Source organism: Methylotuvimicrobium sp., from assembly GCF_050611805.1.
Taxonomy (GTDB): Bacteria; Pseudomonadota; Gammaproteobacteria; order Methylococcales; family Methylomonadaceae; genus Methylotuvimicrobium.
Map to the genome: position 1 here is coordinate 1 of NZ_JBNGHF010000073.1, position 16,879 is coordinate 16,879.

General features: G+C 48.2%; 16 protein-coding genes. 8 read left to right on the plus strand and 8 right to left on the minus strand.

The window, feature by feature from the left end; translation table 11 throughout:
• Positions 1–147: 147 nt before the first annotated feature.
• On the minus strand, positions 148–501 hold the full coding sequence (locus ACRJJO_RS20300) for a lipid II flippase MurJ (RefSeq protein WP_431067404.1): 354 nt from the start codon (positions 499–501) through the stop codon (positions 148–150).
• Between the two features lie 78 nt (positions 502–579).
• Here ACRJJO_RS20300 and rpsT point away from each other — a divergent pair, with 78 nt between their 5' ends.
• Positions 580–843, plus strand: coding sequence for a 30S ribosomal protein S20 (gene rpsT, locus ACRJJO_RS20305; protein WP_014149998.1), 264 nt, complete (start codon positions 580–582; stop codon positions 841–843).
• A 51-nt stretch (positions 844–894) separates the two neighbouring features.
• Here the strand turns inward: rpsT and proB are convergent, their stop codons facing one another.
• The 4 genes from proB to rplU all read right to left on the minus strand — a co-directional run bounded on the left by proB (position 895) and on the right by rplU (position 3,730).
• The gene (gene proB / locus ACRJJO_RS20310) at positions 895–2,016 is read right to left on the minus strand and encodes a glutamate 5-kinase (protein WP_431067405.1); all 1,122 of its coding nucleotides are present in this window, start codon (positions 2,014–2,016) and stop codon (positions 895–897) included.
• The gene (gene cgtA, locus ACRJJO_RS20315) at positions 2,003–3,037 is read right to left on the minus strand and encodes an Obg family GTPase CgtA (RefSeq protein WP_404357864.1); all 1,035 of its coding nucleotides are present in this window, start codon (positions 3,035–3,037) and stop codon (positions 2,003–2,005) included. Before cgtA ends, proB begins: the two co-directional genes overlap by 14 nt.
• 103 nt (positions 3,038–3,140) lie before the next feature.
• A complete protein-coding gene (gene rpmA, locus ACRJJO_RS20320; protein ID WP_014150001.1) occupies positions 3,141–3,398 on the minus strand; it encodes a 50S ribosomal protein L27 in 258 nt (85 codons plus the stop codon).
• 20 nt (positions 3,399–3,418) lie between these two features.
• The gene (rplU, locus tag ACRJJO_RS20325) at positions 3,419–3,730 is read right to left on the minus strand and encodes a 50S ribosomal protein L21 (protein ID WP_125220723.1); all 312 of its coding nucleotides are present in this window, start codon (positions 3,728–3,730) and stop codon (positions 3,419–3,421) included.
• 267 nt (positions 3,731–3,997) lie between these two features.
• Between rplU and ispB the strand changes: the two genes are divergently transcribed.
• On the plus strand, positions 3,998–5,008 hold the full coding sequence (gene ispB, locus ACRJJO_RS20330) for an octaprenyl diphosphate synthase (protein WP_404357866.1): 1,011 nt from the start codon (positions 3,998–4,000) through the stop codon (positions 5,006–5,008).
• On the opposite strand, the gene ACRJJO_RS20335 is transcribed toward ispB, so the two are convergent.
• A complete protein-coding gene (locus ACRJJO_RS20335; protein WP_431067406.1) occupies positions 5,005–6,582 on the minus strand; it encodes a sigma 54-interacting transcriptional regulator in 1,578 nt (525 codons plus the stop codon). The two genes, ispB and ACRJJO_RS20335, sit on opposite strands and share 4 nt — an antisense overlap.
• Before the next feature lie 164 nt (positions 6,583–6,746).
• Between ACRJJO_RS20335 and ACRJJO_RS20340 the strand changes: the two genes are divergently transcribed.
• From ACRJJO_RS20340 to ACRJJO_RS20360, 5 genes are read left to right on the plus strand one after another with little or no spacing between them, the layout of a single operon-like run.
• Positions 6,747–7,403 (plus strand): DUF938 domain-containing protein, encoded by a 657-nt coding sequence (locus ACRJJO_RS20340; protein ID WP_431067407.1) that lies wholly within the window; start codon positions 6,747–6,749, stop codon positions 7,401–7,403.
• Between the two features lie 48 nt (positions 7,404–7,451).
• Positions 7,452–8,027, plus strand: coding sequence for a beta-class carbonic anhydrase (locus tag ACRJJO_RS20345; RefSeq protein WP_431067408.1), 576 nt, complete (start codon positions 7,452–7,454; stop codon positions 8,025–8,027).
• Between the two features lie 2 nt (positions 8,028–8,029).
• Entirely contained in the window at positions 8,030–8,764 is a 735-nt protein-coding gene (locus ACRJJO_RS20350; protein WP_431067409.1) for an SDR family NAD(P)-dependent oxidoreductase, read from the plus strand.
• 9 nt (positions 8,765–8,773) lie between these two features.
• On the plus strand, positions 8,774–9,385 hold the full coding sequence (locus ACRJJO_RS20355) for a DUF1326 domain-containing protein (protein WP_431067410.1): 612 nt from the start codon (positions 8,774–8,776) through the stop codon (positions 9,383–9,385).
• A 3-nt stretch (positions 9,386–9,388) separates the two neighbouring features.
• Entirely contained in the window at positions 9,389–10,141 is a 753-nt protein-coding gene (locus tag ACRJJO_RS20360; RefSeq protein ID WP_431067411.1) for a DUF2182 domain-containing protein, read from the plus strand.
• 102 nt (positions 10,142–10,243) lie between these two features.
• On the opposite strand, the gene ACRJJO_RS20365 is transcribed toward ACRJJO_RS20360, so the two are convergent.
• Both ACRJJO_RS20365 and ACRJJO_RS20370 read right to left on the minus strand, forming a co-directional pair.
• On the minus strand, positions 10,244–12,541 hold the full coding sequence (locus ACRJJO_RS20365; RefSeq protein WP_431067412.1) for a TonB-dependent receptor family protein: 2,298 nt from the start codon (positions 12,539–12,541) through the stop codon (positions 10,244–10,246).
• 241 nt (positions 12,542–12,782) lie between these two features.
• A complete protein-coding gene (locus ACRJJO_RS20370) occupies positions 12,783–13,985 on the minus strand; it encodes a porin (protein ID WP_431067413.1) in 1,203 nt (400 codons plus the stop codon).
• A 725-nt stretch (positions 13,986–14,710) separates the two neighbouring features.
• Between ACRJJO_RS20370 and oadA the strand changes: the two genes are divergently transcribed.
• On the plus strand, positions 14,711–16,495 hold the full coding sequence (gene oadA, locus ACRJJO_RS20375; RefSeq protein WP_431067414.1) for a sodium-extruding oxaloacetate decarboxylase subunit alpha: 1,785 nt from the start codon (positions 14,711–14,713) through the stop codon (positions 16,493–16,495).
• The last annotated feature ends 384 nt before the right edge of the window (positions 16,496–16,879 follow it).

Sequence of the window (16,879 nt, forward strand, 5' to 3'; positions counted from 1 at the left end):
TGTCGCCCAACGTTCCCGACTTTCCCTCACCTAGCGTTAGGTGAGGGACGATCTGCGGATCGCTCCCACAGAGCATCCGCCCCCTTGGGGGAGCGACGCCTTCGTCGCGATTTCGAAGCCACTGAAGTTCAATATCCGCCAGATTTATCAAACAGCACCGTTTCCAGGTATACGACGAACTGTATTTAGCAAGTTTACCGATACTTGTGAATAACGGCGAGCGCTGGAGCGGGGGAATGATTGGGGGTGTGAATAATTACACAACGCAAGCAACAACACAGGAATAAAAGCATGCGTGAAGGCACCCTCGGTAAACAAGCGCCGTAAAAAATTAGGTATCTTGAACGCCACGAAAAACGCATCGGTAGCCGCATCGACACCAAACAGCCTGGCAATCAGCATATCCCTAACGAAACCCAAAATACACGAAAGCATCGTCATAATACTGACGATCAATGTTGCTTTAAAAATCTCCCGGCCGAAAACAACTATTTCCCGCATGATTAAAAATTGACAATAGTAGTACTACGCAACATAATATGCGGTCTTATTAACTCACCCTTTACGAATCGATATACTATGGCTAACACAGCACAAGCAAAGAAGCGGGCGCGACAAGCGGAAAAAAGCCGCATTCGTAACGCCGGACAACGCAGCAATCTGCGTACCTTCATCAAAAAAGTTCTGGCTGCGGTCAACGCAGGCGACAAAGAAAAAGCGCAAGCCGCTTTTCAAACTGCGGTTCCCATAATTGATTCCGCAGCCAACAAAGGACTAATACATAAAAACAAAGCCGCACGCAGCAAAAGCAGATTAAACGCTAAAATTCGCGGCCTTGCTTAATCGATAAAAAAGCCGAAAGCAAAACGTCCTTCGGCTTTTTACCCTTCCATCTTACATTACCACCATATTGTCACGATGAATTAATTCCTCATCGTCAGCATACCCGAGAATACGCTCGAATTCCGAACTCGGCTTTCCGACAACTTTTCTCACATCTTCCGCACTATAATTAATTAAGCCTCGCGCAACCTCCATCCCTTGAGCGCTCACGCAAGAAACCAATTCGCCGCGCTGAAACCCGCCGATTACGCTTATTACCCCTACCGCCAATAAACTTTTACCGGCATCCCTTAAAACCCTCACCGCACCATCATCCAATTCCAGACGCCCCTTAACCTGCAACTGCCCGGCCAACCAACGCTTTCTCGCCAATAACGGCCCAATACTCGGCACCATATAGGTACCAATCGATTTACCCGCAACAACTTCAGCAATTACATTCTCCACGACACCGGCCGCAATCACAGTGGCTGCACCGGAACGCGAAGCCAATCTTGCCGCACGCACCTTGGTATACATCCCTCCTCGACCAAGCCCGCTACGACTATCGCCAGCCATGATATCGAGACTCGCATCATTTACATTGATTTCCGAAACCAAACGCGCAGCAGGATCGACGCCGGGATCTGCAGTAAACAACCCCTGCTGATCGGTTAAAATAATCAACAACTCGGCTTCAATTAGGTTCGCCACCAAAGCACCCAATGTATCGTTATCGCCGAAACGAATTTCTTCGGTCGCCACCGCATCGTTTTCATTAATGACAGGCACGACACCGAATTTAAGCAGCGCCAACAACGTGCTTCTCGCATTTAAATAACGCCGCCGATCCGACAAGTCATCATGCGTCAACAAAACCTGCGCGGCATGCAATCCGTGTTGCTGAAAATTATTTTCAAAAACACGAACCAACCCCATTTGCCCCACCGAAGCCGCTGCCTGCAATTCATGCAATGTTTTCGGACGAATCCTCAAGCCTAAACGAGCCATACCCTCGGCTACCGCCCCCGAAGACACCAAAATTACTTCAATGCCGCGCGCACGCAAACTTGCCATTTGCTCAACCCAAGCCGCAATTGCCTCCTTGTTGAGACCTCTCCCACCAGCGGTCAATAAAGAACTACCGATTTTGACCACTACCCTTTTCGTTTTAGCAAAATCACTTCTGCTCACTGTCGCTCCGCCGCCGCTCTTCCAAAAAACTCATGATCGCGAACATCAATTCACGCGTTCCTTCACCCCGCAAAGCCGAAACCTTGAACACGGGTCCCTGCCACTCCAATTCGTCAACAATAGCCTGGCAATGCTGCTCCACCGAATCGGACTCAAGCCTATCGATTTTATTCAGCACCAACCAACGCGGCTTATCGGCCAAATCATCACTCCACGACTTAACTTCTTGAATGATCTTACGCGCTGAAGAGACTGGCGAATCCATCGACTCATAAGGCATCACATCGATCAAATGCAGCAACAACCCGGTGCGCGACAAGTGCTTTAAAAACTGCAAGCCCAACCCGGCACCTTCGGCCGCACCCTCGATCACACCGGGAATATCGGCGATAACGAAACTGCGCAAATCATCGACCCTAACCACACCCAAATTCGGATGCAAGGTCGTAAACGGATAATCGGCGACTTTCGGACGAGCCGACGACACCGCCCGTATCAGACTTGATTTACCGGCATTGGGCAAGCCCAAAAGCCCGACATCGGCAATCAGAGTCAATTCCAGCTTGAGCATCCGATGCTCGCCTGGCGTCCCTTTCGTCGCCTGCATCGGCGTACGATTAATGCTACTCTTGAACCGTGTATTTCCCAGACCATGAAAACCGCCTTGCGCGACCAGTAACCGCTCACCCGCCTTGACCAACTCACCCAAAACCTCACCGGTTTCAGCCTCAGTCACCAAGGTTCCGGGCGGCACAGGCACCAAGCAATCCTCTCCTTTCTTACCGGTACAATTGCGAGCCATACCGTTTTGCCCACGCTGAGCCCTATGCACCGACTGGTAACGAAAATCCACCAAGGTATTGACGTTTTCGGTAGCTACCAAATAGACACTACCACCATCACCACCATCACCACCATCCGGCCCACCTTTCGGAATATATTTTTCACGGCGAAAACCGACGGCGCCATTACCGCCATCGCCGGCCTCAACCCGAATCACCGCCTCATCAACAAATTTCATCGCTTACACGCCGCATCTTCATCCGTTCACAAACAAAAAAGCCCCACCTTGAAGGGCGAGGCTTTTCATCAAACACTGCTTGCCGCGAATGCGGCGCAAGGTCTTATGCAGCAACAATACTGACAAACTTGCGTTTATTAGGCCCTTTGACCTGAAAAACGATTTTGCCCTCTGCCGTTGCAAATAGGGTATGATCTCTACCGCAGCTAACATTATCGCCTGCATGAAATTTCGTTCCGCGCTGACGCACGATAATATTTCCAGCCTTCACCACTTGACCGCCAAACATTTTAACACCCAAGCGTTTTGCATTGGAATCGCGACCGTTCCGAGTACTACCACCCGCTTTCTTATGAGCCATTACCTTACTCCCGAAATAATTTAAGCAGAAATACCAGTAATCTGGACTTCTGTGAAATACTGACGATGCCCCATTTGCTTCATATGATGCTTACGTCTTCTGAATTTAATGATTTTGACTTTTTTGTGTCTACCTTGAGACAACACTGTCGCTGTAACCTTGCCGCCTTCGACATAAGGTTGACCGACTTTTACAGCATCACCCGACTGAACCATCAGCACTTTATCGAATTCGACGCTATCGCCTGTTCCCAGCTCAAGTTTTTCTATTTTTAAGGTCGCACCCTCTTCAACCCGGTACTGTTTTCCACCTGTTTGAATTACCGCATACATCCGCGTCAGCTCCATCAAGCAACTATCTGTTAAAAGTAAACAGATAATTATATTTTTAAAAAAAAGTTACGTCAAACTTATATCCAACGAACTATTCGATTTCAACGCATAAAATAACACAACAAAGCTATTGACACCAATATACTTTATTCAATAGCATGGTCAGTTATCTTAGCCTTTACCCGAAAATAATTTTATTAATCGGATTTCACGGGCCGCATACCCGAAACAAACTTTAATTGACATTTTTTGAGCACTCATCGACTCATGGCATCCCAAACCAACCTTAGCCCGAATACTAAGCAACATCCGGATTTCAACACCATCAAGGGCCTCACAACAGAGGAAACCAAAGCGGTCGACCAGCTCATTCTCGACGAGTTAAGCTCCGATGTCATTCTTATTAATCAAGTAGGCCATTATATTGTCGGCAACGGCGGCAAGCGCTTGCGCCCGATGTTACTATTATTAGCAGCCAAAGCGCTCGGCCCGATTCACAATCACCACCTCATTTTAGCCGCAGTCATTGAATTCATTCATACCGCAACCTTACTGCATGACGACGTCGTAGACGAATCGGAATTGCGACGCGGCAAGGAATCCGCCAACGCGGTTTGGGGCAATGCCGCCAGCGTTTTAGTAGGCGACTATCTGTATTCAAGCGCTTTTGAAATGATGGTTAGAACCAACAACATGCGCGTGATGGAAATCCTGTCCAAAACCACGACCGCAATTGCCGAAGGCGAGGTATTGCAATTACTCAACTGCAACAATCCGGAGACCACCGAAGCCAAATATCTTGAGGTCATCTCGCGTAAAACCGCCATTTTATTCAGCGCCGCCACACGACTCGGCGCAGTGATTTCGGAAAGCGGCCCGGAAATTGAAGACAACCTTGCACGATACGGCCAACATCTCGGCATCGCTTTTCAATTAATCGACGACGCCCTCGACTACAAAGCCACCAAGGAAGAGCTCGGCAAGAATCTTGGCGACGACCTAGCCGAAGGCAAGCCCACACTACCGTTAATACACGCCATTCAGGTCGGCGCCCCTGAAGAAACGCAAATCATCATCGATGCGATCAAAACCGGCGACCGCGACGCCTTCCAAGAAGTCTATAACGTCGTACAAAAAACCCAAGCCATCGCTTACACCGAACAAAGAGCCCACGAAGAAGCCCAAAAAGCAATCGATGCGCTAACCATTTTACCCGACTCGATCTACAAGACCGCCCTGATTGCTCTCGCCGAATTTTCGGTTCAGCGAAATTATTAACGGTCCACATCCAAACCCGGATTAACGCGGAATTGACCGGCATCCATGCCGTACTTTTTTAACTTTCCGTACACCGCTCTCGGCGTCAATTCCATCGCTGCAGCCACTTTCTTGACATCACCGCGATGCAGGCGTAAAGACACTTGCAAAAAATTGCGCTCCGCATCCGCGACAACGCCTTCCTTGATGTCTCGCCAGTTATCGCCTACCGCAGCCTGAGAGGATAGCTCTAGATCAAGCTGCGTAATTTCGGAACCGGATGAAAACAAAACAGCACGCTCCAACACATTCTCCAACTCTCTGACATTACCAGGCCAATGATAAGCGCGAATCTTTTGCATCACGCCCCGACTAACCGAAAGCACCGTTTTATTATATTTTTCGCCCAGCCTTTTCAAGATAACCTGAACTAAATACGGCAAATCCTCCCCTCTTTGCGTCAATGGCGGAATAGATAACTTCACCACATTCAAGCGATAAAACAAGTCTTTACGAAACAAACCTTGCTCGACACGCTCTTGTAAATCCTGATTTGTCGCGGAAATCAAACGCACATCGACCTCGATGGTTTTTTTACCCCCAACTCGCTCGAGCTCACCCTCTTGCACCACCCTTAGCAGACGAGTTTGTGCGCCCGCAGACAACGAATCCACCTCATCCAGAAACAGCGTACCGCCATCGGCGCGCTCAAAAACACCTTGCTGGATCTCCACCGCCCCGGTAAATGCCCCTTTTTCATGCCCGAACAACGCACTCTCAATTAAAGTATCGGGAATCGCACCGCAATTAATTGCCATGAAAGCTTGACCGCTGCGCCAACTCATCGCATGAATAGCGCGCGCAACCAATTCCTTACCAACCCCGGTTTCTCCTTGAATCAACACCGTCGCAACTGTCGGAGCAATTTTTTCAATCGCCTGCAATATTTTTTGCATTACCGGAGATTTTGCCACTATAACGGGCGGCTGCTTTTTAGTGGGTCTTGGCGATTTCAACCGCCATATTTTTTGCATGCTCTCTTCAATTCGAGAATGCAAATCCGTCATATTACCCGCATCCTCCTCACTATTTCGGTGACCGTATTCAAGCCCAGGACGTCCTTTTGCCTCTTCCTCATTCAGATATACAGACACATCGCAGCCGCCATCCCCACGAGCGATGCTCTTAGCGATTTCCACCTTGGCATAACCGAAGTTTCTGGCCGCAATCCCGCCGAAAACACTAGAGGTCATTCGGCATAATTCCGGAAAATGCGTCACACCCTCCCCAAAAGGACAGCAACTATTTTTAACCCGAATACATTGACTATCAGCCGAGTCCAGAGAAAATCCACCGCCGATTTTATTTTTTAACCCAACAATTAACTCGATATAACTGTCCATATCCAAAGCACCATCAATATTACGCTCTTCTCGATAAGTTTCTTCAAAAAACCTTCCCGCAGTTCGAGCGATGTATTCGATAAGCTCTTCACTATGTGTCTTGCCTTGCTGCTCGGCAGCATGCATCAACTCCAACACAAAAGTCTGTAAAAAAAAAGTCGGCGTTAAATCGGAAAACGAAGTCTCATTCATGCAGCACCCTTGTGAAAATTAATTTCACTAATTGAAACATAATTTCACAAAACACACCACTAGAATAGCTAACCCATTGTTATCAAAATTATTTTTATTACTAAGTTGATTGGCATAAAGAATGCTTTATTGAACGAGCTACCCATAAAAAGAGGATTTAAACCATGAATCAAGACAGACCTCCTTTAGACCCACATCCGCTTAGCGAATATGTTGCGTGGGCCGGCAGTCGAAATCGAGACCCGCTACTGGGCGTATTAAAAGAAAAACTACCAAAAGACCCGAGCCGCGTTCTCGAAATGGCCAGCGGCAGCGGCATGCACATCAATTATTTTGCACCGCATTTCGACCACTTGCATTTTCATCCGTCGGATAAAGACATAGAAGTCTTCAATAACATCAAAAAATTATCCACGGAGCACAACAACGACAACATTGCCGACCCCTCACACCTTGATCTAACCGACCCTGAAACCTGGTTCAACCCCGGCCCCCCGAATAGCTTTTCAGCCATTTTTTGCATAAACATTTTTCAAGTTGCGCCAATAACAATTGCCGATGGTATGATGGAGTGCGCGTCGCATCTTTTAACTGACGAAGGCATTCTGCTGATTTACGGCCCATTTAAAGTCGAAGATTCCTTTACGACCGATAGCAACAAAGAATTTCATGAAACGCTGAGCTCTGCCGGCGTTCCTGAATGGGGCTTAAAAGATGTGGCCGACCTCAGAAAAGCGGCCGAAAGACACGGCATGGAACTAAAAGAACAAATCGATATGCCAGCCAATAACTTTTCTTTAATATTCGGTAAAATTAATTAGACGCATAAGTTACCGCGCGTCACCAACAATAATAATGAGGAGAAACACATGAGCAATGTATTGAATGAAGTTTTACTTGCCAACCGCGAATACGCCAACAGTTTCGACAAAGGCGATCTGCCAATGCCGCCCGGACGTCGTTTCGCAATCCTAACTTGCATGGACGCTCGTCTCGACCCCGCCAAATACGCAGGCCTTTCCGAAGGTGACGCTCACGTCATCCGCAATGCCGGTGGACGCGCCAGTGACGACGCAATCCGTTCGCTAGTCATTTCCTACAAACTCTTGGGCACCCGCGAATGGTTCGTGATCCATCATACCGACTGCGGCATGGAAACCTTCACGAATGAAATTATGAGCGATTTATTATCTAGCAGTCTAAAAACCGCCTCGGTCGATGCCGATGGCTGGCATGACAGTTGCGAAGGCCCCGGTTGCACCGACGGCAAATACATCAATTGGTTGACCATCAAGGATCAGGCGCAAAGCGTGACGGAGGACGTGATGCGCATCAAAAACAATCCGTTGGTACCGTCCGATATTCCGATTTACGGTTATATCTATGATGTTAAAAACGGTAAATTGATAGAAGTTCCCGAAGCGACTGCGGCGGGACGCGCTTAAAGATGCAGAAGCCATGTTCAGCCGTAGTCATTGGGGTAGGTCCGGAACAAGGCCTGGGCGCCACACTCGCCAAATGTTTTTCGTCCAAAGGTTTGCACGTTTTTATTGCAGGACGAAGTGAAGATAAGCTGCTACATGTGGCCAAAACCATTCGCCAACAAGGCGGATCGGCCACCTTAGTCGTCGCCGATGCAACGGTTGAGCACGACATTGAGCATCTTTTCGAAACGATAGCCTTACAAGGCTATCCGCTCGAAATTGCCGCCTACAATGTCGACAGTAATATTCGTAGCCCTCTTTTGGAAACCGAAAACGAAACATTCTCTCGTTTGTGGCAGCAAAATTGTTTGGGTGGATTTTTATTCGGCAAGGAAGCCGTCTCTCTCATGCTCGAACACGGCAAAGGCACGCTGTTTTTTACAGGCGCCACCGCTTCGCTAAGAGCAAAGCCGCCGTTTACCGCTTTCGCTTCCGCCAAAGCCGGACTTAGAGCCTTGGCGCAAGGCATGGCGCGAGAATTCTCACCGCGCGGGATTCATGTCGTGCATACAATTCTCGACGGTGTAATCGATGGAGAACGAGCCAGAACGCAATTCCCCGAGTTTGTCGCACAAAAGGGTCCGGAAGGCTTGATGCAACTCGATGCAATCGCCGACACCTATTGGGCGATGCATCAACAACACCCGAGCGCCTGGACACACGAACTCGACTTGCGACCTTTTAAAGAATCTTTTTGACAGAACGTTATGAACCAGACCGATAAAACTTGGCATTTAAAAGGCGGCTATTTTGAAGCTTGTAACTGCGAAACTGCCTGCCCTTGCATATGGCTGAAACCACCTAGCGAAGGCACCTGTAAATTACTGGTCGCTTGGCATATCGAAACAGGCCATTACCAAGAGGTTTCGCTCGACAATCTTAATGTAGTCCTGGCCTGCTACTCGCCAGGGACGATGATCGAAGGCAACTGGCAAGCCGCGCTCTATATCGACGACCGCGCTGACGACGATCAAGCAAACGCGATTACCGAAATCTTCGGCGGCCGCGCGGGCGGACATCCGCAAATTTTGATGAGTTTAGTGAGTGAAGTGCTCGGCATCGAAAAAACGCCGATACATTATTCGTCCGAAAACAACCAACGCCGTCTGAGCATTCCGGGCATCGCCGAAGCCGAAATCGAAAGCATTCAAGGCATATCCGGCGGCGAATCGACAATCAGCAATCCGCCTCTGTGCGTGGTTCCCTCACACGCCTCGATCGTCGCCCGCTCCAAACATTACCGTTACAAAGATTATCAATACGACTGGACCTTCTCGGAACGCAACGGCTTTTACTCCAACTTCGAATACCGCCCCTAAGTCGTGACCCGAACCCAAAATACGCTGTTTGCGGCCTTACTGGCCGTTAATCTCATGGCATGGGCCGGGGTATTCTGGCAATACCGTTACATGACCGAAACGCCAATGACGGAAATGTGGATGCCGCCCTCCGCGACTTCAGCATGGTCGGCCTTCGATTTCGGTATCGTCTTTTCTATGTGGGCCGTCATGATGATCGCGATGATGCTCCCTTCCGCATTTCCGACCGTGCTGGCATTTGCCACCATTTGCCGCAAACGAGGTCAAAACCTTTTTCGTTTATCCTCGCTGTTCGTGCTCGGCTATTTGAGCATCTGGCTTTTATTCAGCACCGTATTGACGCTATTGCAGTGGCAAATGCACGGACTGCTCTGGCTGTCTCCGATGATGGACAACAACAATCGGGGTCTCGCAATTGCGATACTATTACTGGCCGGCACCTATCAGTTTTCCCCGACTAAAAATGCTTGCCTAAGCTATTGCCAAAGCCCGGTCGGTTTTTTAATGAACCGATGGCTCGATGGATCAATGGGAGCTTATCGAATGGGCACACAACATGGAGTTGTTTGCTTGGGCTGTTGCTGGGCAGAAATGCTCGTGATGTTTTCGGTTGGCCTGATGAATATTACCGGCATGCTGGTATTAACCTTGATCATAACGCTCGAAAAATTAAGTCCATTCAATGCCGCAATCAGCGCAAGAATTGGTGGACTTCTCTTTTTCGCTTGGGCAGGCGGGGTCATGTGTAGCGACTAACGCTCGCCAATCGAGAAAAAAGAGCACATCCTTGTGCTTGATTCGGAAGGGTCACTCGATTTTGCCCTAAGTCCGGCCAGCTCCAGGCCGGTCAAGACAAACTTAAATATCGAAGTCTAGCTCGAAGCCGCCGTAGGCAAAAATCGGCATGCCGGGACGAGGGCCATGTGGCTGTCTCGATACGTTATACTCTTCATTATTGGCATTTTGCACGCCACCGAGTAGCTTGATTTCTTTGGTCACTTGATAATAAGCGGCCACGTCGACAACCACATAATCGTCGGTTTTACCGAAACGCGAATCGGGGTTGCCATTACCATCCAACTGCTGAGAAGTATTGCTGGCACTCGTAAACGTTTCGCCAACATAGTTACCAGTAACGTCGACACCCCATTTATCAAAGTGTATACCGCTACCGAAGCTGACCGCATACTCGGGAATATACGGCATGCGATTACCTTTTTTGCCGAAACTGAATATCGACTCTGCATCCTCTGAAGCAGCATCGTTTAATTGCACGGTATCGGTATAGGTAAAAGATACGAAGTATGGATTACGGAATCCCAAACCAAAAGCCTGTCCTGCGTCGAAATTAAGAGCGACCTCCACGCCGCGCGAATCGACTTCTCCGAAGTTTTCGCTGTTGCCGCTACCGGTACCTCCTATACTATCGACAACCAATAAATTCTCGAATTGAGTATAGAAACCGATAACTTCGGCAGAAAACGCGCCACGAGTATAACGCGCACCCAATTCGTAAGCATTACTGGTTTCTTCGGTTAAACCATCGACGACAGCATTTTGGGGTCCAGGCGGCGAAAAGCCTCGATGTACGCTACCGAACACCATTAGATCCTCATTAAATTTATAATCCAAGCTTGCACCGCCGGCATACATATCCAATGAGCTGGATCCATCTTGCGTAGGATTTTGGAAATTTTTATTCTCTTGATACAAATGTTCGTAACGAACCCCCGGAGTGAAACCCCAATTACCGAATTCGATACGATCCTTCAGGAAAAACGCATAAGCACGCGTATCCTGCCGTCTGTTAGCCTGACCACCGGGCAACGTATCCGGTTCGCCAAAGTTACTACCGATAATAGCACCGCTCGCATCCTGAAAATGGGTAATTTGATGCTGAAAACGTTTTTCACCGTCTTCGTGATAGCGGAAACCACCACTCATTTCGTGATGCGTATTGCCCAAATCGAAGCGGTAATTCGCAACCGACTCTACGCCGCCTAAATAGTATTCACGGTTATTGTCTCTAACTCTAAGCCCGCAAGCGAGATTGCCTCTAAGACATTGAAGACCATCCCCGGAAAAACCTCCTCCGGAAGCCCCCCCTGCCAATGCGCTTGACAACCCCATATTACCTGACAAACCACCAGCACGACTCCGAATATCATTCAATTTACTCCAATTCCTTGCGAATTCACTATAGTAAGCCGTCGTGACGATATCCAAATCGTCGGTCGGCGAAATGAAATACCGTGCGAAGCCTCTGAAATGCTCAGTCGTGATGTTATCGAAACGCGATGCCGCATAGCGCCGGTAGGGATCGTTTCTAAAATCGGTTTCGCTCAAGCCAAGATAGGTTTCGTCGGCATCCATGTTCGAATAGCCGAACTTGACCTCGAGTCTTTGGTACATTTCGGTATTCGGCTCCCACATCAAACGCACCATCGGTTCAACTTGTGAAAAACCGGTATCATCACTGCCTTCAAAACCGGCGGTCGAATCGATCGTCTTGAAGCCGTCGGAGCGGCGATAAAAACCCTCAACCAGATAACCGAAGCGTCCGAATTCGGTATCGTGAGTCTTGCCGACATAACCGTGTGAGCGGACTTCATCGTAACTACCATAGATCGTCTTCAGATAGGCCTTGCCGTCCTCCGGAATCGGCGTCGACAGATAATTTAATACACCGCCGGTGATATGCGGGCCGTATTTGACCTGACTGCCGCCTTTCATAACCTCGACGCCGCTCATACGACCGCCGGCCGGATTAAAGTAAGCGGCAGGCGCAGAATATGGGGCCGGTGCCGTCAAGACACCGTCTTCCATTACGGTGATTTTAGCGCTACGCGTCGTATCGACCCCGCGGAAACTGATATTCGGAAACAGACCGAAACCATCTTCCTCGCGAATATTGACTCCGGGTACTTTACGCAAAATTCGATTGATGTCGCTATACGTCTGATCGCGAATATCGCCGGTATCGAGATATTGCGCCGAAGCCGGCATATCTCGAGCCTTACTCGGGTCGCCGATAACCTTGACCGTATCGAGTATCGTCGGCGGCGCGTCTTTGTCGACGGCCTGTGCCGCCGTTGCCACACTAACTGAAAGACAGGCTAGCGATAACGGCCCGATCACCCGTTTCGAATGAAACATAATTCCCCCAAATAATATTGATTGTTTTACAACCGGACGCAAACCGGAATGATTTTTGTAGATCAAAAAAGTTATCGAATACAATACAGCAAGCGTTATTAATAATCAATATCATTCGTATAGAGATTTAAAGACTACTCCTTTTTAAAATCTTCTGAAAATTACAAATTAATACAGCCCTCTCCAAACAAAAACGGCGCCTTAAAGGCGCCGTAATCTTCAATTTCAAATTTGCGTGTAATTAGAAGCGTATGATTGCGTCGGCAGAAATAAGAACCTGATCATCCGAAGCCCCCGCATCGAAAGCGTTCGCACCGGTTACCCAATCGTATCTGATTTCAGGTCTTAACATCAGCCAGGATAGCGGAGAATAATTAACACCGGCCGTAATCGCGAAGAAATGGTTATCATCACCGGTAACTTGAGTACCGTCTTGATCGCGGAACCATTCAAAACGAAGACCGGTAGCCAATTCATCGTTAACATCATAAGTTAAATATTGATTGAGGCCATACCATTTCGAATCGCCGCCCGATTGATAAACATTGTCTTGCACACCGAAATCGTGCTGCAAGGTATAATGCAAGTTGTCGAGAAAATCATGAGATAAAACAACACTATACATCGAACGGTGACGCTCGATTTTAGAACCGTCTGCGGTATCGCCTCTATCGGCCACGATAGTGTCGCCCGTAATGAAAGAGACTGCCAACGAGGTTTTTTCGTCATCGGTCGTATAACTCACGCCACCGAGAAAATTAGCCGGCTGTTGAAAAAACGAATCCCAACCTGAGACCACACCACCAGTTAACTCGAAGTTATTGTTAAGAGGATACGACATCAACACACCTGTGTGCGTAAACGGCTCGCCGTATTGCATCGTATAAGCATGCGAAAAGAAAAAGTTATCCGGTGCGGTAACCACTTCATTGCCGATAATGGTATAAAAGTGACCGACTTTAGTCGTCAAACCGTTTCCGATCGGCGCGAACAATTCGGCATATACTTGTGGAAATGCCAACTTGTAGAATCTCGATGAAGAATCGACGACTAGGTTATTGTCGAAGTTACCTTGCGTAGTAAAACGCGCATCCACCCCATAAACAACATCGGCACGAAAACCCAAATCCCATTTATTGCTTTCAGTATCGACCGCTTTTTCGATATAGCCATACAATTGATGCATATGGAATTCGTTCGCACGGTTATTGAATGTTACCGGGCCATTAGTTTTGTCGCGCGGATCATCCGGGTTGCCGGCTATACCGGCGGAAACCCAACCGCCGAACTCGATTCCAAGATCGCGCATCGGCGCGGTTTTATTGATATCGGAACCCGTTAAACTCTCAATTAGACCTTCATCATCAGCTTGCACTACTGAAGACATCAGTATCGCGCTTACAAGAGTCAATCGCCAACCAGTTTGCTTGTTATTTATGTACATAAGTGTCGCCTATTTAAAGTAGAGTAGCTATCGGAAAACATTCTAGTGAATCAGTAATTCGACTACTTAGATTAATCTTTTTTATTAATAAAAGCGCTTAACCCTATTGATTCGTTATGATTTAAGTATAGCTTTTGTTGCGTTTTACGCAAATTGTAGTATTAAAGATACAACCCAATTTGTCTAATGCAGACAATGTGCCAATATTAAAATACACTTAAGAAACAGCACATAAGAAAATAAAACCTCTACCAACACAAAAGCAACCGCCCTTTTATAGGGCGCATTAATAAACAAAAGCACAATTTAGGTGCGGCAAACACTGCGCAATAAGACCCTGCACCGTTGAGATACCTCTTTAAAGCGCAACAATCATAGCTCAACCATATAGCCATTAAATGATATGGCTATATGAAGCCCATGCGATAAATGACATCAAACTGCGACGCCGAAGCCTCGAATATTCTCATTACTAAGGCCTGCTCGTTTTTCCCGTAAAGCAATTCAAGATGATGTTGCTTTGTTTTTTCAATATAATGCATGCCAAACGACTTTAATTTCAGCCCATTTGCATCTGCTCTAGGACTCCGGATACCAGCCATACTCGTAACCAAGCACCTTTTTTAATCGCAACCGAAGTTAATTGAACGCCCTGATTAACACTTAAAGCCGTATCAACTTTTAATGATTTGACCTCCCATAAGGTCCACGGAGAACCCAAAGCTATGACAGCAGCCAAAACCAAACCTTTAGGAATCACAGAAGTCGTATTACGCGACGCGCACCAGTCGATTCTGGCGACACGCCTTCGCATCGAAGACATGCTACCGATCTGTGAAAAACTTGATAAAGTCGGCTACTGGTCTTTGGAAACCTGGGGCGGCGCCACATTCGACGCCTGCATCCGCTATTTGGGCGAAGATCCATGGGAACGCCTTCGCCAACTGAAGGCTGCAATGCCCAATACCCCCCAACAAATGCTGTTTCGCGGCCAAAATATTCTCGGTTATCGGCATTATGCCGACGATGTCGTCGACAAATTCGTCGAACGTTGTGCGGTCAATGGTATCGACGTCTTTCGAATTTTCGACGCAATGAACGATATGCGCAATATCGAGCGCGCGGTAAAAGCGGTACTAGCCACGGACAAACACGCCCAAGGCACCATTTCTTACACGGTCAGCCCGGTACATACGCTCGACATGTGGATCGATCAAGGCAAACAAATCGAAGACATGGGCGCGCATTCAGTATGTATCAAGGATATGGCTGGCTTATTGACGCCCTATATCGCTTATGAATTAGTTGGCCGCCTCAAACAAAGCTTATCGATTCCGGTGCATTTACATTGCCACGCCACAACCGGACTGAGCGTCGGAACACTGATTAAAGCCGCCGAAGCCGGTATTGACAATGTCGATACGGCAATATCCTCGCTTAGCATGACTTACGGACACAGCCCCACCGAAACCATGGTTGCCGCATTTGCCGGCCAACCAAGAGATACCGGGCTCAACATCAAAAAACTGGAAGACATTGCCGCCTACTTCCGCGACATTCGCAAAAAATACGCACGTTTTGAAGGCAATTTAAAAGGCGTCGACAGCCGCATTCTGACCAGCCAAGTACCCGGCGGAATGCTGACCAACATGGAAAGCCAACTAAAGGAACAAAATGCCGCTGACCGCTTCGATGAGGTCTTGAAAGAAATACCGCGAGTCCGAGAAGACCTTGGCTTCATTCCGCTTGTGACACCAACATCGCAAATCGTCGGTACGCAAGCGGTCATCAATGTATTGACCGGCGAACGCTATAAAACCATCACCAAGGAATCCGCCGGTGTATTGAAAGGCGAATACGGTGCTACGCCGGCTCCGGTCAATGCCGAACTTCAAGCCAAGGTGCTTAACGGCGCCAAACCGATCACCTGCCGTCCAGCAGATTTGCTGGAACCCGAAATGGGCAAATTAATCGAGGAAGTCCGCGCCAAAGCCAAGGAAGAAGGCGTAACATTAGCCGACAATCTCGAAGAAGACACACTGATTTATGGCTTATTCGCCCAAATCGGCTGGAAATTCATTAGCCATCGCGGCCAGGCCGAAGCATTCGAAGCCCCGCCTTCGAACGAACCCGCACCCCCTGTTCCGACCGCACCGCAAAAAACCGTCGGCCAAACCGAAACCTACAGCGTCAACGTTGACGGCAAAACCTTTAATGTCTCGGTTGCGCCTGGCGGAACAACATTTGACATCAAGCCTGCAACGACACCATCGGAAACTGCTCAGCCAATCAGCTCCGGAGGCGCGGTCGTTCAAGCGCCAATGGCGGGTAATATCTTGAAGATCAATGTCGGAATAGGCAGCTCGGTAAAAGCCGGCGATGTGGTCGTGATCCTAGAGGCGATGAAAATGGAAACCGAAGTTCGCTCAAAAACCAGCGGCACGGTATCTATCGTCCATATTAAGGAAGGTTCTTCGGTAACAGTCGGCGACGCACTGATTACCTTATAAGAACACAAGAGCCAGAGATAAACCACCGTTCGTGCCTAGCACTGCCAAAGCATGAACGGTCCTACCCTCAACATCGCACCGGCACCTTCCCGAAACCCAACCCCTTCTTTAAATAAAGGATCAAGACGCGCCGAATGAGGATAAATAGAAGCTCTCTTCAATTTATAATAAAGCCTCAGGTTAATGAATTCAGTCCATTAGCGTTTCCTAATTCCTGGCTTTGTCTCTGGTAATGGTAACTATTCAGTCCCCCGACAATTATCGTTCCCACGCTCTGCGCTCGCCGTTATACACAAGTATCGGTAAACTTGCTAAACAGAGGTCATCGTATACCTGGAAACGGTGCTGTTTGATAAATCTGCGGATATTGAACATCAGTGGCTT

Excerpts from the sequence above, each read along its gene's own strand:
- ACRJJO_RS20300 (WP_431067404.1), bottom strand. The coding sequence starts at position 501 with ATGCGGGAAATAGTTGTTTTCGGCCGGGAGATTTTTAAAGCAACATTG.
- rpsT (WP_014149998.1), top strand. The coding sequence starts at position 580 with ATGGCTAACACAGCACAAGCAAAGAAGCGGGCGCGACAAGCGGAAAAA.
- cgtA (WP_404357864.1), bottom strand. The coding sequence starts at position 3,037 with ATGAAATTTGTTGATGAGGCGGTGATTCGGGTTGAGGCCGGCGATGGC.
- rpmA (WP_014150001.1), bottom strand. The coding sequence starts at position 3,398 with ATGGCTCATAAGAAAGCGGGTGGTAGTACTCGGAACGGTCGCGATTCC.
- rplU (WP_125220723.1), bottom strand. The coding sequence starts at position 3,730 with ATGTATGCGGTAATTCAAACAGGTGGAAAACAGTACCGGGTTGAAGAG.
- ispB (WP_404357866.1), top strand. The coding sequence starts at position 3,998 with ATGGCATCCCAAACCAACCTTAGCCCGAATACTAAGCAACATCCGGAT.
- ACRJJO_RS20335 (WP_431067406.1), bottom strand. The coding sequence starts at position 6,582 with ATGAATGAGACTTCGTTTTCCGATTTAACGCCGACTTTTTTTTTACAG.
- ACRJJO_RS20340 (WP_431067407.1), top strand. The coding sequence starts at position 6,747 with ATGAATCAAGACAGACCTCCTTTAGACCCACATCCGCTTAGCGAATAT.
- ACRJJO_RS20345 (WP_431067408.1), top strand. The coding sequence starts at position 7,452 with ATGAGCAATGTATTGAATGAAGTTTTACTTGCCAACCGCGAATACGCC.
- ACRJJO_RS20350 (WP_431067409.1), top strand. The coding sequence starts at position 8,030 with ATGCAGAAGCCATGTTCAGCCGTAGTCATTGGGGTAGGTCCGGAACAA.
- ACRJJO_RS20355 (WP_431067410.1), top strand. The coding sequence starts at position 8,774 with ATGAACCAGACCGATAAAACTTGGCATTTAAAAGGCGGCTATTTTGAA.
- ACRJJO_RS20365 (WP_431067412.1), bottom strand. The coding sequence starts at position 12,541 with ATGTTTCATTCGAAACGGGTGATCGGGCCGTTATCGCTAGCCTGTCTT.
- ACRJJO_RS20370 (WP_431067413.1), bottom strand. The coding sequence starts at position 13,985 with ATGTACATAAATAACAAGCAAACTGGTTGGCGATTGACTCTTGTAAGC.
- oadA (WP_431067414.1), top strand. The coding sequence starts at position 14,711 with ATGACAGCAGCCAAAACCAAACCTTTAGGAATCACAGAAGTCGTATTA.